Genomic DNA, 16,394 nt, shown 5'->3' with positions numbered 1-16,394 from the left:
TCAGGCCACGTCGAAAGCGGCCCTGACGAGCCGTTCGGTGTAGGCGGTCTTGGGATTGGTGAGGACCTCGTCGACAGGGCCCTGCTCGACGATCTTGCCGTGCTGCATGACGATGACGCGGTGGCACAGCGCGCGCACCACCTTGAGGTCGTGCGAGATGAAGAGATAGCTCAGGCCACGCTCGTCCTGCAGCTTGCGCAGCAGGTCGATGATCTGTGCCTGGACGGAGAGGTCGAGCGCCGATGTCGGCTCGTCGAGCAGGATGAATTCGGGTTCGAGTGCGATGGCCCGCGCAATCGCGATGCGCTGGCGCTGGCCACCGGAGAACTCATGCGGAAACCGCGACAGGATATCGCCCGGCATGCCGGCACTGACCAGTGCCTCGCGCACCCGCTCGACGCGCTCGCGCCGTGTCGCGCCGATGCTGTTGACGATCAGCCCTTCCTCGATGATCTGGCCGATCGTCATGCGCGGGTTGAGCGAGGAGAACGGATCCTGGAAGACGATCTGCATGCGCGAACGCAGCGGCCGCATCTCGCCTCGCGACAGGCCATGGATAGGCTGGCCATCGAAGCGGATCTCGCCGCGTTTGGCGTCGGTCAGCCTCAGCAACGCCTGGCCGAATGTGGTCTTGCCGGAACCGGATTCGCCGACCAGTCCCAGCGTCTCGTGGCGGCAAAGCTTGAGGTCGAGGTCGTCGACGGCAACCAGCTCGCGCCAGTCCGGCTTCAGGAACGTTCCATGGCGCAGCATGAAGCAGACGCGCACGCCGTTCGCCTCGAGGATGGTGCCGCTGCCCTCGGGCAGCGGTTGCGGCCGGCCGCGCGGCTCGGAGGCAAGCAGCCGCTGGGTGTAGGGATGCCGCGGAGCGGCGAAGAGCCGTTCGGTGACGTTGTGCTCGCACATTTCGCCGTGCTGCATCACATAGACGTAGTCGGAAAACTTGCGCACCACAGTGAGATCGTGGGTGATCAGGATCACCGCCATCCGCAGCTCTTTCTGCAGATTGCGGATCAGGTTGAGGATCTGCGCCTGGACCGTGACATCCAGCGCGGTCGTCGGCTCATCGGCGATCAGCACGTCGGGATCGTTGGCGAGCGCCATGGCAATCATCACGCGCTGCCGCTGCCCGCCCGAGAGCTGGTGCGGATATTGTTTGAGCCGCGCTTCGGGTTCGGGGATCTGCACATGCCGCAGCAGCTCGAACGCCCGCGTCCAGGCTTGCTTGCGGCTCACCTTGCGATGCACCCGGATTGCCTCGACGATCTGGCTGCCGACCGTATAGATCGGATTGAGCGAGCTCATCGGCTCCTGGAAGATCATCGAGATGCGGTTGCCGCGCAGTTTGCGCCGGGCGCTTTCGGGGAATTTCAGGATGTCCCGTCCGTCGTAACAGATGCTCGATTTCGGCGACACGGTGGCGCGGCGCGACAGCAGCCCCATGACGGTGCGCGCCGTCACCGACTTGCCGGAACCGGATTCGCCGACGATCGCGATCGTCTCGCCGCGATAGAGCTGAAACGAGATGTCCTTGACCGCCTCGATGACACCGTGTTCGACCTTGAAGGCCACCTCGATGTTGCGGGCATCGATGACGGGCTCTCCCTGGCGCCCATCATGGTCAAGGCGGAAAGCTGGTGCGAACGGCTCGGCGAGTACAATGGTCATCCCGGTCCCCTCAATACGGATCGACGGCATCGCGCAGGCCGTCGCCCAGCGCGTTGAAGGCAAAGACGGTGACGAGCACGAAACCGACCGGCGACAGGATCCAGGGATAAGTGCCGATGACCGAATAGGTCGCGGTGTCCTGCAGCATCAGGCCCCAGGAGATCAGCGGCGGCTTGACGGCAAAACCGAGGAACCCGAGAAAGGATTCGAGCAGCACCACCGTCGGGATCGCCAGCGTCACGGCGACAATCACGTGACTCATCACATTGGGAAAGATGTGCTGCAGGATGATGCGCCGGTCTGTCGCGCCGACCGCCATGGCGGCGCGCACATACTCTATGCGCGCCAGCGCCAGCGTCTTGCCGCGCACCTCGCGCGACATCTGCGCCCAGCCCAGCGCCGACATGACGATGATGACGAAGGCGAGGAACACATTGGTCGGCGCGGTGACCGGGATCAACGTCGTCAGCGCCAGATAGAGCGGCAGTTGCGGGAAGGCGAGCACCAGTTCGACGAAGCGCTGCATCCAGACGTCGAACCGGCCGCCGAAATAGCCGGAGACCATGCCGACGGTGGTGCCGATGACGGTGATGATGAAGACGACCGTCAGCGCGATCATCAGTGAGACGCGCGAGCCGTGGATGGCGCGCGACAGCACGTCGCGGCCGAATTTGTCGGTGCCGAGGAAATGCACCGGCTGGCCATCCGTCGAGGCGAAGAAATGCCGGTTCGCCGGTATCAGTCCGAAGAGCTTGTACGGTGCGCCTTCGACGAAGAAGCCAAGCAGCCTCGGGTGGTCGTAGTCGGGGCCGACGACGGGCTGGAAAGTGACCGGATCGAGGTCGGCCGAATCAGACAGTGCATAGACCCTCGGCCGCGCGACGAAATTGCCGTCCTTGTCGTGGAAGGACGGAAGCTGCGGCGGGGCGAAGCCGACATCGGTCGCCTTCGGGTCCATCGGCGCCAGGAATTCGGCGAATACGGCCATGACCAGGAGCAGCACGACCAGCCAAAGCCCGGCCATGCCGGTCCAGGAGCGCTTCAGCCGGCGCCAGACAAGCGCCATGTAGCTCTCATTGCCGCGTGCGGGCGCCACTGTGGCTCGCTCGGCTGGCAGTGGCGGTGGTGCAGGATCTCGTGCCAGCATCTAACCCTCCCCGAACTGGCGCACGCGCGGATCGAGCAGGACGAGCAGCATGTCGGCGATGATGTTGCCGACGATCAGCGTCGCCGACAGCACCATCATGAAGGTGGCGGTGACATAGACGTCGCCGACCGCCATCGAGCCGACGATCGCCGGACCGACGGTCGGCAGCGCGAAGATGATCGCCGTCTCGATCTCGCCGGTCAGCATATAGGGCAGCACCACACCCTGATACATGACCAGCGGATGCAGGGCATTCGGCACGGCGTGGCGCATCACGACGGCGCTACCGGTCAAGCCCTTGGCCTTGGCCGTCTCGACATATTGCGCGTTGAGCGTATCGAGCAGATTGCCGCGCATGACGCGCATATTGTAGGCAAGGCCGCCGAAGGTGGCGATCGCCACCACCGGCCAGACATGCTTGACCAGGTCGACGAACTTCGCCCACGACCATGGCGCGCCGCCATATTGCGGCGAGAAGAATGAGCCGATCTCCGAGACATTGAACTGGAAGACCAGGAGATAGACGATGATCAGCGCCATCAGGAAGCGCGGCACCGTCATGCCGAGGAACGAAATCGCCGACAGAGTCGAGTCGATCCAGGTGTATTGCCGGGTCGCCGCCCAGATGCCGAAGGTGATGCCCAGCACCGAGGCGAGCAGATGGCAGACCAAAGCCAGAAGCAGCGTGCGCGGCAGGCGCTCGCCGACGACGTCGGCCACCGGCTTGTTGTAATAGAGGCTGTAGCCGAAATCACCGTGGGTGACGATGCCGCCGATCCAGTTGAGATACTGGATGGGCAGCGGCTTATCGAGGCCGTGCTCGACGCGATAGGCCTGAGCCTGCGCGTCGGCCTCGGCGAAGGAGGCTCCGCCCTGGTTGATCAATTGCGAGCGGATGTAATCGGCATAGTCGCCAGGCGGCGCCTGGATGATGGCAAAGGTGACGAGGCTCAGAATAGCGAGAACCGGTATTGCCGACGCTATTCGCGTGAGCAGGAATCGCAGCATGGGCGGTCCGCTTCCTCATCTCGCCGGACGCTTGGGGGGCGCTCGGAGGGTTGGTTTGTCCCGGCCGCGCCAGCGGCGCGGCCGGGTCTCTCTCAGTCAGGGGGGGTAAACTTGCATCGGCCCTTAAACTTACATCGGACCCTTGTCTCCAGGCTTGCCGGGAAGTTCTTCCGGGAACAGTTCGTATTTGGCCTGCTTGTCGGCCGCGACGAAGACCCGTTCGCGGATGATGGAATCCTCAGCCCAATTGAACATGAAGATCGGCGTGCCTTGCGGAATGTTCGAGAAGCGCTTGTTGATGATCAGCGCGCCGGGATATTCCGTCAGGCCGATATTGTAGACGTGTTCGGTCGAGATTTTCTGGAAGTCCCGCATCAGACTGGCGCGCTGGTTATTATCCGCCGACGAGACGAACTTGTTGACGATGTCGACGAGATCCTTCTCGAAAGGCATCAGATCGACCTCCCCGCTTTCCGGCGCGCGGTGATCCCAGCTGGTCTTGGGGCCGACTGGAGCGAGCTGCACGGTGTTCTGCACCACTGAGGTCAGCTCCTGCTCATTGCGCCGGATCAGCCAGTCGAAACGGCCTGAATATTGCGTGGCATCGCGCTGGGTACCGTTGAGCCCGTTGAGCACGATCCGCAGGCCAAGCTTCTCCATCTGCGCGACCACGCCTTCGGCGAGGCTTTTGTCGGTGGTGTAGTCGTTGTTGACCAGCATCACGATCTCGACATTCTTGCCGCCGGCGGTACCGGCCGGGAAGTTGACGAAACCATCGCCGTCAGTGTCCTTCAGGCCGGCCTTGGCGAGTTCGGCTTTGGCGCCCTCGAGGTCGAAAGGATAGTAGACGGTGGATTTGCGGTCGTAGAAGCTGGTGCCCGAGGAGAGGCCGCCAGGATAGATCGCGGTGAACGGCCCCTTGACGAGGGAATCGCCCAGCGCCTTGCGGTCAAGCGCCATGGTGACGGCCTTGCGGAAATCCTCGTTGCGGTTCAGCTCGCGGAGCGCCTGGCCGCGCTCGTCCGGATTACCCCAGCCATTGGCGGAAAAGTTCAGGCGCAGATTGTAGCCGATCAACCGCGGGCCGAAGGCCAGACGTGCCGGCGCATTCGGCTCCGCCGCGCGCTTCAGAGAGGCAACGAAGTTTTCCGGCTGCTCGAGATTGGAGAAGTCGCCTGCGCCGGCGACCGCCTGAACGTCCCGGTCGGCCCAGGTCGACAGCTTATAGTGCAATTCGTTGAGATAGGGCAGCTGGTTGCCCTTCTCGTCCACCTTCCAATAATAGGGATTGCGGCGCATGACGATGATGTCGTCGGCCCGATATTCGACCGGCACCCAGGCGCCCATGACCGGCATGTTCATATATTCCGGCGGGAAGGCGTTCTTGAACTGGTCGTAGGTGTTCTTCGAATATTTCGGGTGCTGCGGCTTCAAGATATGCGAGGGACCGGGGCAGAAGGTGCCGTAAGCCATTGCGTAGAGGTGCTGTTTCGGGAAAGCGTCCTTGAAGGTCCACTCGACCGTATAGTCGTCGATCTTCTTGAGCGTCGTGCCGACACCGAAGGTTTCCTGGGTGGCGCCATTGAGCGGCGAGACGTTGGGATCCATGACCTCGTCGTCCCAGTAGAACATGACATCGTCGGCGTTGAATGGCACGCCGTCGGACCATTTGGCACCTTCGACGAGATGCATGGTCAGCTTGTGGCCATCGGCTGACCAATCCCAGCTTTTGGCGAGGTTGGGCAGCGGCTCGGTATCCTTCGCCTCGACCTGGAACAGCGGCGCGGTGCGCGTCAGGCACTCGGAAAGGCCGATGTCGATGCCGCCCCAGCCTTGGGTCTGGCCGGCGCCGTAGTTCCAGCCTTCCGGCCGGCCACCGATGACATGGCGCATCGTATCGCCGTAGACGCCGACGCCGTTCGGCATGTTGCCCGTCTTGAAGACAAGCGGCTCCTTCGGCAGCCTTTCCTTGACCGGCGGCAGCTTGCCGGCCTTAACGTATTTTTCCGTCACCCAGCCGGGCTCGTGATACTCGGGCAGCGCCTTGAACTCCAGGATGGAGTCGCGCGCCACGTATTTGATCTTGCCCTCCGCCGGAAACGTCGCCGGCACCGGCGGGACGGTCGGTTCGGAAGCGAAAGCGTTGAGCGCTGGAACGGAGACGCTCAGCGCCAGTCCAGCGGCAATGCCAATACTGCGTAGGTTCCTCATTAGTGTCCTCCCTCGTGTTCAGACGGTTGCTGCTGCTCGTCTTGTCTATGTCTCTATGCAATTCCGGACGGAGAACCGCTTCACACTTCTCCCGTGATTTCTCCGGGCGGCTGACTGCGGTGGACCTGCCTCCCGAGGGTCCGCCGCCGCGCCCGGTTTTCAGACGGCCTGTTTCAGCGCGGCCTTTTCTGCCCGCAGCTCCTCGATCGAGCGCACGTTCCGCCGCGCGGCACCCGCCCATTCCCGGGTCTTGACCGTGGATTTCGACAGCCGCTCTTTGGCCGCAGGAACCGCGTGGGCATATTGCGGCAACCATTGCGCCTGGGCGACGACCATTTCGTCCACCATCTGCCAGACCTCATCCGGCGTCGATACGGCGCCGACCAGCGGGTCGTGCAGCACGGCAAGCTTCAGAAGATCGATGTCGCCAGAGATGGCGGCGTGGACCGACATGCGCTGGACATTGATAGAGGCCATGCAGGTGGCGGCGCAGGCTTCCGGCAGTGTGATGCCGGCGGCCATGTTGATGCCGAAACGGTCGACGAAACCGGGCGATTCGATGATGGCGTCGCGCGGCAGATTGGTGATCACGCCGTCATTCTTGACGTTGAAGTGGCCGCGATAGACGCGGTTGGTTTCCAGCGCCTCCAATATGTGGCTGGCATGCTCGTTGGAGCGCTTTGAGGCGTCGATCGGCTTCGATGCCGCTTCGAGGAATTGCGGATATTCGGTCTCGAACCAATTGCGGGTTTCCGTGGAATAGCGGAGATAGCCGCCCGTTTCGCCATGGATCCAGTCCGACATGTCGATCCAGCGCGTGATCTCGTCGGGGCGCTTACGGTACCAAGGCAGATATTCGGAGAGATGACCATTGCTTTCGGTCGAATAGACGCCGAAACGCTTGAGCACATCGATGCGAAGCTTTTCCTGCTGGGAATAGACCGGGTGCGCCTCGAAGGCGGCGACTAGCTCATCTTTGTCGATCTTTCGGCCGTTCAGCCGCAAATCGATGAACCAGGTCTGGTGGTTGATGCCGGAACAGACATAGTCGAGTTCCCGCGGCGATTTCGCGCCCAGCACCGCGGCGATCTGTTCGGCGCCGTGCTGGACACCATGGCAGAGGCCGACCGTGTCGACCTTGCCGTATTCGATCGCCGCCCAGGTGTTCATCGCCATCGGGTTGGCGTAGTTGAGGAATTTGGCGTTGGTGTCGGCGACTTCGCGGATGTCCTTGCAGAAATCAAGGATCACCGGAATGTTGCGCTGGCCGTAGAGGATGCCGCCGGCGCAGATCGTGTCGCCGACACACTGGTCGATACCGTATTTCAAGGGAATGCGAATATCGTCGGCATAGGCTTCGAGGCCGCCGACCCGCACGCAGCTGATGATATAGCGCGCGCCCTCGATCGCCTTGCGGCGATCGGTTGTCGCGGTCACCCTGGTCGGCAATCCGTTCGCCTCGACGATCCTGTCGAGGATCGCCTTGATCATCCCCAGATTGTGCTCGCTGAGGTCGGTCAGCGCGAATTCGATGTCCTTGAATTCAGGCACACAGAGAATGTCGGTGAACAGCTTCTTGGTGAAACCGACGCTGCCGGCGCCGATAATAGCGATTTTGAAACTCATCACCTTCACCTCGATCCATTCGAATGCTAGGCAAGGAGCAGCAAGGGAGGAAGACGGCTACACGCCTTGACGTGCAAGCCATTCAAGCCGGAATCCGGCTTTCTCTCCTCCCGCCCGCTCCTCGATCGCGGGTTATTCGCGTTCTTCGAGGCGGGATTATGCGCATATTCGCGGGCGCGGCCAGAGAAGGATTATGCTTTCAGGGGTAATTTTGTGCTGCGGGATTTGATCGCCAACGGACAGTCGATGCGGACGGTCTCGCTGCCGCGCGGCCGCCAGCGTCTGCATGCCATGCCGACAAGCACGGGCTATGAGGTGCGCGAGGACGTGACCTATGACTGGGACGGGCGAAAGCGCGGCCAGACACCATTCACCGTACTGCAGCATACGATCAGCGGCACCGGCCGGCTGCGCTACGAGAACCGCGATTACCGCCTGCAGACGAACGACACGCTGCTGGTGCTGGTGCCGCACAACCACCGCTACTGGCTGGCCAGGGACGAGCGCTGGGAATATTTCTGGATCTCGATGAACGGCGAGGAGGCGTTGCGCATCCACAAGTCGATCCTCGACGTGTCGGGACCGGTCTTTCGGCTGCAGCCGGCGACGATCGATCATCTTGCCGATTGCAGCCTGCGTCTCATCAAGGGGGCCGCTTCGCCAGGCGCTGCTTCGGCCATCGCCTACGAGGCGGCGATGGCACTCTATGACGATGTGTTCGGCTCGCATGCCTTTGCCGAAAAACAGAGCGCGATGCAGCCGGTCATCGATCACATCAACGCCAATCTCGACAAAGCCCTGCCGGTGGCGGACCTCGTCCAGATCAGCGGGCTCAGCCGGGCTCATTTCTCGCGCTGTTTCGCCGAGAGCGAGGGCCTGCCGCCCGCCGAGTTCGTACTGCAGCAGCGGCTGCAACGGGCCGCGAAGCTTTTGACGAAAGCGGACTTCCTGCCGGTAAAGGAGGTCGCCATCCTGTGCGGTTTCGAGGACGCGAATTATTTTTCGAAGGTCTTCCGCCGGCTCTACGGCACGACGCCCAGCCAGTTCCGCACGACCGGCATGTATGCCAGCTTGCGGACCCCGGCCAGGCGCGGCGTCAGACTGTCGGACGACGAGACCTGACGCCGCCTGCGGCCTTGTTTTGTCAGGCCGCGTGCAGGCTGCCGCCGTCCAGCCACTCGAGTTCGGCGGGCGAAAGCGCGATGTCCAGCGCCCGCAGACTGTCGTCCAGTTCGCCCAGCGTGCGCGGCCCGATCAGCGGAATCGATGGGAAAGGCTGGTTGAGCACATAGGCCAGCGCAATATGGATCGGGCTCTTGCGCAGCCGGGTGGCGAGTTCGATCGCGCGGTCGCGGCGGCCGAAATTGCGCTCGGAGTACCAGACCCGCACCAGTTCCTCGCTGTCCAGCCTGTCGCGCCCGGCGCGGTCGGTGAAGAAGCCGCGTCCCTGGCTCGACCAGGCAAAATTCGGCATCTGCCTGGATGTCAGCCAGGCCTTCCAGTCATCGGTGGAGGAGGTGACACAACCAGCCCAGATCGGCTCCAGCATTTCGGCCAGCGAAAAATTGTTGGAGAGCACGCCGGGCCTCTGCTTGCCGGTGCGCTCGGCATAGGCAATCGCCTCGTCCATGCGCTGCATCGTCCAGTTCGAGCCGCCGAAGGGGCCGCGAATGCGCCCGGCTTTGACCTCGCGGTCCATGGCATCGACGAATTCGCCGACCGGCACGTCCGGATTGTCGCGATGCATGAAATAGATATCGACATGGTCGGTCTGCAGGCGGTCGAGCGACTGGGCAAGCTGCTTGCCGATCACGTCGGGATAGCAGAGCGGCGAATGCGCTCCCTTGGCGATAACAACCGATTGCTCGCGCACGCCACGGTTCCTCAGCCATTGGCCGAGCAGCGTCTCGGTGTAGCCGCCGCCATAGACATAGCCGGTGTCGAAGAGATTGCCGCCGGCCTCGAAAAAGGCGTCGAGCAGGATCGACCCGGAGGAGAAGGTGCGGAAATCCTCGAAGCCGAGCGCCACCACGGAGGCCGGCTTCGCCAGGCCCGGAATGGTGCGCTTGCCGATCGCGGTGCCGCCCGGGCGCAGGGGTCGCCCGGAGATGGTGTTGGTGCGCAGCGAGGCCTTCTCGATCTCATATTCCAGCCCGACCGCCGCGCGCCATCTGTCAAGCACGCGCAAGGTGCCGAGGCTGTCGGCCCAGCCCATGCCCGGCCAGGCGAATTCCTGACGCCCGGCGCGGATCGCCTCGCCGGCGGCATCGACCTCGAAGGAATAGACATGGCGCTTCTCGTTGACGCTGATGGTCTCTTGCGCGCCGTCGGCACCGATCACGTCGATCCGGCCTGGGCCGACATCGCGGTCGCCGCCGGCGAACCAGAAGTCGGGCACTTCGATACGCCCCTTGGTGCCGAAGATACGCAGGACATTGTCCTGGTTGAGCGAGATGCTGCAGGAAACCTCGGCGACGATACCGCCGGGAAAATGCAGGACAGCGGAGGCCCATTCGTCGACACCGGATTGACCAAGATGGGCGGTGCCAGCGACTTTGTCGGGTTCGGCGAATGGCTCTCCAGCGGCGGCGCCGGCAATAAGGCGCACCATCGAAACGGGATAGCCGCCGACATCGAGAATGCCGCCGCCGGCGAGATCGTTGGCGTAGAGCCGGTGCCGCGGCATGAAACCAGGCATGGCGAAGCCGAAGCTCGACTTGATCATCCTGATCTCGCCGATGACGCCGGACTTGATCAAGTCGACCAGTTGCAGCGTCTGCGGATGCAGCCGGTACATGAAGGCTTCGCCGAGGAAGGTGCCGGCCTTGCGCGCCGCATGCATCATGGCGTCGGCCTCGAAGGCCGTCAGCCCGAGCGGCTTTTCGCAGAGCACATGCTTTCCGGCTTCCGCCGCCCTGATCGCCCATTGCGCATGGCCTGGATGCGGGACCGCGATATAGATCGCCTCGATCTCCGGATCGGCAAGAAGAGCGTCATAACCGTCGAGGATGCGGGCGCCGGGAAAGCTCTCGGCCAGTCCCGGCTTGCCGGGATTGCGCGCGCCGATGGCAACCAGTTTACCGGTGCGCGAACCGGCGATGCCGCCGGCAAAGGCCTTGGCGATGCCGCCCGGCCCAAGAATGCCCCAGCGAATGGGCGTTGATGCAGTCATGTCATTCTCCTTGCGGGCTGGGAAAGGGGCGGCCGGTCAGCGCAGCCGCATCCCTTTTTCGTCGAACAGGTAGGATTTGCGGATGGAAACGGTGATATCTGATGTCTCGGGGACCTTTGCCGCGTCGCGCTGGATCACCACGTCCTCGCCATGGGCCGTCCTGGCGTAGAGAAAACTCGTGCCGCCCAGGTGCTCGACCACGTCGATGGCGACGGAAAGGTCAGCGTCGCCTTCACCGGCAACGCCGAAATGTTCGGGCCGCACGCCGACGATGACCTTGCTGCCCGGCTCGGGCGCGACGCCTGTCACCGGCTGGACGACACGGGTCCTCTCCTCGCCCGCCAATTCGACCACAACGCCTTTTGCATCACGGCCGACAATATGGGCCTTGATGAAGTTCATCTTCGGTGAACCGACAAAGCCGGCCACGAAAATACTGTCGGGATTGTCATAGAGTTCGAGCGGCCTGCCGATCTGCTCGATATGGCCGGCGCGCAGCACGACGATCCGGTCGGCGAGCGTCATTGCCTCGGTCTGGTCATGGGTGACATAGACCATGGTGGCGCCGAGTTCCTTATGCAGCCTTGAGATTTCGACCCGCATCTGGACGCGCAGTTCGGCATCGAGATTGGAGAGCGGCTCGTCGAACAGGAACACCTGCGGCTCGCGCACGATGGCGCGGCCGATGGCGACACGCTGGCGCTGGCCACCGGAAAGTTTCTTGGGGCGGCGCTCCATCAATTCGCTGATGCGCAGGATCTCGGCCGCGCGCTTCACCCGCCGCTCGGTGTCGGCCTTGGGGTTGCCGGTCATGCGCAACCCGAAGGAGAGGTTCTGTTCGACACTCATATGCGGATAAAGCGCGTAGGACTGGAACACCATGGCGATGCCGCGGTCGGCGGGCTCGACATCATTGACCACCTTGCCACCGATGGCGATCTCGCCGCCGCTGATGTCCTCCAGCCCGGCGATCATCCTGAGCAGCGTGGACTTGCCGCAGCCCGACGGGCCGACGAAGACGACGAACTCGCCATCGGCGATGTCGATGTTGGCACCGTGGACGACCTCGAACGCGCCGAAGCGCTTGGCGACATTGGTGAGCGTGACGGTTGCCATTCTGCTCCTTATTTGACCGCGCCGGCGGCGATGCCGGCGATGAAATGACGCTGCAGGAGCACGAAGACGATGAGCATCGGCACGGTCAGCATCACCGCACCCGCCATGATGCCGCCCCACGACACTTTGGTCAGGCCGATCAGCGTGCCGAGCGCCACGGGTGCTGTCATCGAACCCGGCTGGCTGTTGATCAAAAGCGGCCAGAGATAATTGTTCCAGGAGGCGAGAAACAGGATGATGCAGAGTGCGGCCAGCATCGGCCGCGCCAACGGCAAGGCGATGAAGACGAAGATGCGCCACTCCTTGACGCCCTCGACGCGGGCGGCATCGAACAGATCGTCCGGCATCATGGAAAAGCTCTGGCGCATGAACAGCACGCCAAGCGAATTGAACAGCGGCGGCACGATCAGCGCCACCCATGTGTTGGCGAGCTTGAAGTCACGCGCCACCATGATGAATTGCGGGATCAGCACCACCGCATAGGGCAGCGTGATGGTGCCCAGGATGATGGCGACGACGACGCTTTTGCCGAAGAACTGGTAGCGGGCCAGCGCCCATCCGGCCATCGAGGTCAAAAGCACCGACAGGACGGTGTAGGTCACCGCCACGCAAACGGAGATGATGATGGCACCAACGAAGTCGGTGTCGCGCTGCAGATTGTTGAAATTGTCGATGAAGTTGCCGTGCGGCAACAGTTCGATGCCGGGGCTGAAGATGCCGTTGTCGGGCATGGTCGAGAACACCACCATCATCCACAGCGGAAACAGCCAGATCAGCGCCAGCGGCGTCAGGAAGAGGTGCAGTGCGATGCTTCGTTTCAGTCTTGCCGACGAGAGCGAACTCATTTCGGTTCCCTCGTCAGCCAAAGCTGCACCAGCGTGATGGCGATGGCGAGCCCCGCCATGGTGTAGGCGACGGCCGAGGCATAGCCGAAGTTGAGCGAGCGGAAACCCTGGCGGTAAAGCAGCAGGCCGAGCGTCTCTGTGCCGCCGCCCGGCCCGCCGCGCTCGGTGATCAGGAACGGCTCGGTGAACAATTGCATGGTGCCGATGATCGACAGCACGGCGCAGAAGACGATGACCGGCTTCAACAGCGGCAGGGTGATGTAGAAGAATTGCTTGAGCTTGCTCACCCGGTCGAGCGTCGCCGCCTCGTAGACATCATCGGGAATGGATTGCATGCCTGCCAGCAGGATAATGGCGTTGTACCCGGCCCAGCGCCAGGTGACCGCGATCATGATCAGCGCCATGGCCGGCGTGACATTGGAGAACCAGTCGACCTTCGGCAGGCCGATGCCGTTCAAGAGCTTGTTGACGATGCCGAAATCGAGGCTGAACATCAGCCGGAACACCGCGGAATAGGCGACCTCGCCGACGACGACCGGGGCGAAGAAGGCAAAGCGGTAGAGGCCGCGCGCCTTGAGCAGCGGCGAATTCAGCAACACCGCCATCACCATGGCCAGGGCGATCATCACCGGAACCTGGATGACGAGGATGAGCAGCGTGTTCTTCAGCGCGTTGAAGAAGGCAGGGTCGCCGATCAGCCGGCCCCAGTTGAAGCCCGGTGCGAAGCGCCACGGCACGGTACGCGTCGCCTGGAACGAGATCAGGAACGAGGAGATGATCGGCCATACCCAGAAGATGGCGAAGATCAGGAGATAGGGCGTGAGGAAGCGATAGGCCGTGGCATTGCGGTTGCGCATCTTTTCTCCTCCTTCATCCCTGGTGTTGAAGACAAGCGAGCGAGTGGCGGGTCCAGGACGGCACTTCTGCCATCCCGGACCCCGTCCTGGGAGGTCAGGACTTGACAGGCAGCCCAGTCGCCGAGGCGATCTGGCTAGCGGCGTCGTCGAGTGCCGCCTTGGCGTCGGGATAGCCGCCGGCGAGATATTTGGTCTGCACCGCGCGGACGATGATCTCGGCATCGCTCTGGAACTGCGTGCCACGGCTCGGAACAACCTTGGGCAAGGTGCCCAGAATATCCTTCCACACCGCCTGGCCACCCCAGTAGGGCAGGCCCTGGCTGACATAGGGGTCGTTCAGGGCCGAGACCAACGAGGGGACAAGACCGAACTCCTTCAGCATGGTGATCTGGCCTTCATTGGTGCCGAGCGTGTATTTCAAATACTCGTAGGCCGCTTCCTTGTTCTTCGACGCCGAAGTGATGGCGAGCGAGGAGCCGCCGAGATTGGCGGCGCGCGGACCGTCCGCGGTCAGGCTCGGCATCAGGTAGACGCCCCATTTGCCGTTTTCGCCTGCCGATTCGGTGCGGATAGTGCCCTCGTACCAGCCGCCATAGACCTGGGTGGCGACGGCTCCGGCGGTGTTGTTGGTGATCTTGGTGCCCCAGTCGGCGGACGAGACGATGCCAGCGTCCTTCATCTCCTTGACCTTGGTCATGGCGTCGACGCATTTGGGCTGGTTGACCGTGATCGACTGGCCGTCCTCGGCGAAATAGGCGCAGCCCTGTTCGTTGGAGATCATGCGGAAGAATTCACTGTCGCCGTTGAAATCGGCATTGGTCATCGAGACCCCCGGATTGGCGGCCTGTATCTTCTTGCCGGCGGCGATGAAATCGTCCCAGGTCTTGATCGATGCCGGATCGACACCGGCCTTCTCATAGAAGTCGCGGCGATAGAAAGCGGCGACCGGGCCGGAATCCCACGGCATCGCATAGGCCTTGTCGCCGACTTCGAGTTCGGTGCGCTTGAAATCGGGGAATTTCTTCTGGTCTTCCGCCGTATAGCCCAGCGTATGCAGGTCGACGAAACAGTCGGGGAACTGGCTCCAATAGTTCTCGGCCTCGCCATTCTCGATGGTGACGATATCGGGCAGCCCGACGCCGCCGGCCGCGCATCCGGCGATCGACTTGTCGTAGGTCGGCTGGTTGCCGAGATCCTGGACCGTGACTTTGATGTCGGGATGCAGCTTGTTGAAGCCGGCAACCGTTGCCTTCAGGGACGAAGCGGCAATGTTCCAGCTCCAGATCGTGATTTCGCCGGATTGCGCGAAGGCCGGGGCGGAGCCCAGGGCAAGCGCTAGCGCGGCGCAGGACAGTGTGATGCGCATTGAAATCCTCCCATTTCATTTGCTCTCTCTGTGAGCGTGGCTAGACTAGGCACCGGTGAGGGCCTGTCCCTGACAGAGGGAATATGGAATTGGCGGAAAGTAAGATGCCTGACAGGCCGTTTTACCAGCCCGGCGCCAGCAGCGTTGAGGGTTTTCCGCTGGCGCTGCAGATGTTCCACACCAACCCGCTGGTGATGCTGAAGCCGCATTGGCATGCCCAGGTCGAGGTGAATTTCATCGTCCGCGGCTCCGTCCACTACCGCATGAACGAGCACGAAATATCGCTTTCGGCCGGCGAGATGTGCCTGTTCTGGGGCGGCTTGCCGCATCAGATGGACGATTTGAGCGACGACGCCGTCTATGCCGGCGCGCATCTGCCGCTGGTGCATTTCTTTCGGCTGCACCTACCGGCGGACATACGTCATCGGCTGATGACGGGCGCGACGCTGGTGACCAGCGCCACCGATCAATCCGACAACGACAATTTCGCCCGCTGGAACCGCTATGCCCGCTCAGGCGATCCGGCCAAGGCCGAGCACGCCGTCAACGAACTTCTGCTGCGGCTGGAGCGGGTGCGGTTCGAGCCCTACCGGCTGGTGCCGGGAAACGCCGCCGGGCAGGAAGCGGGCAGCCCCTTCGATCAGCAGTCGTCGCGCAATGTCGGGCGCATGTGCGATTTCATCGCCGAGAATTTCCTCTACGACATCGATTGCGTGAACATAGCGGCGGCCGCCGACATCCACCCAAAATACGCCATGAGCCTGTTCAAGAAATCGACCGGCATGACGCTCAACGAATATGTCAACCTTCTGCGGCTGAGCTACGCGCAGGCGCTGTTGATGCATCAGGACGCCAATGTGCTGCGCGTGGCCATGGATAGTGGCTTCGGCTCGCTCAGCGCCTTCAACAAATCCTTCCGCAAGCTCGCCGGCATGACGCCATCCGACTTCCGCAAGGGACTGGCAAGCGCCAGATAGGCGGGCGCACGGCATGGAAACCAGCCCATCGGGGGGCATTTCTTTTCCTGCGGGAAATCCACATCTGGGCGCTGGACAGGCCGGATTCCCATGCTATAACCCACGCGCTTTCAAGGGGTGCCCACGGTGCCTTTATGAAATCCGGAGCACGAGTTTTCGTTAGCCGGAACAGGCCCAGATAGCTCAGTTGGTAGAGCAGCGGACTGAAAATCCGCGTGTCGGTGGTTCGAATCCGCCTCTGGGCACCATCATTTTAAAAAAGAAAATCAAGTCCTAGGGCGTAGTGACGATTTAACTACCTGAGCCAGATAGCGATAGCGGCAAGTTTGACAAAGCCCATGAAGTTGGCGAGCAACTTGTCGTATCGTGTTGCGACGCGGCGGAACTGTTTGAGTTTGTTG

Annotated in this window: 12 protein-coding genes, 1 tRNA gene and 1 pseudogene; 3 read left to right on the top strand and 11 right to left on the bottom strand. The window is 62.5% G+C overall.

The window, feature by feature from the left end; translation table 11 throughout:
- The 5 genes from O7A61_RS09035 to O7A61_RS09015 all read right to left on the bottom strand — a co-directional run bounded on the left by O7A61_RS09035 (position 1) and on the right by O7A61_RS09015 (position 7,660).
- Complete coding sequence (locus O7A61_RS09035) at positions 1-1,668, bottom strand: ABC transporter ATP-binding protein (protein WP_337129418.1); 1,668 nt, start codon at positions 1,666-1,668, stop codon at positions 1-3.
- 10 nt (positions 1,669-1,678) lie between these two features.
- Complete coding sequence (locus O7A61_RS09030) at positions 1,679-2,815, bottom strand: ABC transporter permease (protein ID WP_337129417.1); 1,137 nt, start codon at positions 2,813-2,815, stop codon at positions 1,679-1,681.
- Positions 2,816-3,823 (bottom strand): ABC transporter permease, encoded by a 1,008-nt coding sequence (locus O7A61_RS09025; protein ID WP_337129416.1) that lies wholly within the window; start codon positions 3,821-3,823, stop codon positions 2,816-2,818.
- Positions 3,824-3,952: 129 nt separating this feature from the next.
- The gene (locus tag O7A61_RS09020) at positions 3,953-6,034 is read right to left on the bottom strand and encodes an ABC transporter substrate-binding protein (protein WP_337129415.1); all 2,082 of its coding nucleotides are present in this window, start codon (positions 6,032-6,034) and stop codon (positions 3,953-3,955) included.
- 159 nt (positions 6,035-6,193) lie between these two features.
- Entirely contained in the window at positions 6,194-7,660 is a 1,467-nt protein-coding gene (locus tag O7A61_RS09015; RefSeq protein ID WP_337129414.1) for an alpha-glucosidase/alpha-galactosidase, read from the bottom strand.
- 213 nt (positions 7,661-7,873) lie between these two features.
- Here O7A61_RS09015 and O7A61_RS09010 point away from each other — a divergent pair, with 213 nt between their 5' ends.
- Positions 7,874-8,782, top strand: coding sequence for an AraC family transcriptional regulator (locus O7A61_RS09010; RefSeq protein WP_181165933.1), 909 nt, complete (start codon positions 7,874-7,876; stop codon positions 8,780-8,782).
- 22 nt (positions 8,783-8,804) lie between these two features.
- Here the strand turns inward: O7A61_RS09010 and O7A61_RS09005 are convergent, their stop codons facing one another.
- From O7A61_RS09005 to O7A61_RS08985, 5 genes are all read right to left on the bottom strand, one after another.
- Positions 8,805-10,832, bottom strand: coding sequence for an aldo/keto reductase (locus O7A61_RS09005; RefSeq protein ID WP_337129413.1), 2,028 nt, complete (start codon positions 10,830-10,832; stop codon positions 8,805-8,807).
- 36 nt (positions 10,833-10,868) lie between these two features.
- Positions 10,869-11,948 carry an ABC transporter ATP-binding protein gene (locus O7A61_RS09000; protein ID WP_337129412.1) on the bottom strand — a complete coding sequence of 360 codons (1,080 nt, stop codon included), beginning with the start codon at positions 11,946-11,948 and terminating at the stop codon, positions 10,869-10,871.
- Between the two features lie 8 nt (positions 11,949-11,956).
- Positions 11,957-12,793, bottom strand: a complete 837-nt coding sequence (locus O7A61_RS08995) for a carbohydrate ABC transporter permease (RefSeq protein ID WP_027146569.1) — start codon at positions 12,791-12,793, stop codon at positions 11,957-11,959.
- Positions 12,790-13,650, bottom strand: a complete 861-nt coding sequence (locus O7A61_RS08990) for a carbohydrate ABC transporter permease (protein WP_337129411.1) — start codon at positions 13,648-13,650, stop codon at positions 12,790-12,792. The genes O7A61_RS08995 and O7A61_RS08990 overlap by 4 nt, the downstream gene beginning before the upstream one ends.
- A 94-nt stretch (positions 13,651-13,744) precedes the next feature.
- On the bottom strand, positions 13,745-15,016 hold the full coding sequence (locus O7A61_RS08985) for an ABC transporter substrate-binding protein (RefSeq protein ID WP_140504757.1): 1,272 nt from the start codon (positions 15,014-15,016) through the stop codon (positions 13,745-13,747).
- Between the two features lie 104 nt (positions 15,017-15,120).
- On the opposite strand from O7A61_RS08985, the gene O7A61_RS08980 reads away from it, so the two are divergent.
- Both O7A61_RS08980 and O7A61_RS08975 read left to right on the top strand, forming a co-directional pair.
- Positions 15,121-15,993 (top strand): helix-turn-helix domain-containing protein, encoded by an 873-nt coding sequence (locus O7A61_RS08980; protein ID WP_140748163.1) that lies wholly within the window; start codon positions 15,121-15,123, stop codon positions 15,991-15,993.
- A gap of 172 nt (positions 15,994-16,165) precedes the next feature.
- A tRNA-Phe gene (locus O7A61_RS08975) sits at positions 16,166-16,241 on the top strand.
- Positions 16,242-16,288: 47 nt separating this feature from the next.
- On the opposite strand, the pseudogene O7A61_RS08970 reads toward O7A61_RS08975, so the two are convergent.
- Positions 16,289-16,394 (bottom strand): annotated as a pseudogene (locus O7A61_RS08970) (IS5/IS1182 family transposase); the annotation flags it as partial.

It is taken from the genome of Mesorhizobium sp. Cs1321R2N1, from assembly GCF_037179725.1.
GTDB classification, from domain to species: Bacteria; Pseudomonadota; Alphaproteobacteria; order Rhizobiales; family Rhizobiaceae; genus Mesorhizobium; species Mesorhizobium salmacidum.
This window is presented reverse-complemented; position numbering and strand designations above follow the sequence as displayed.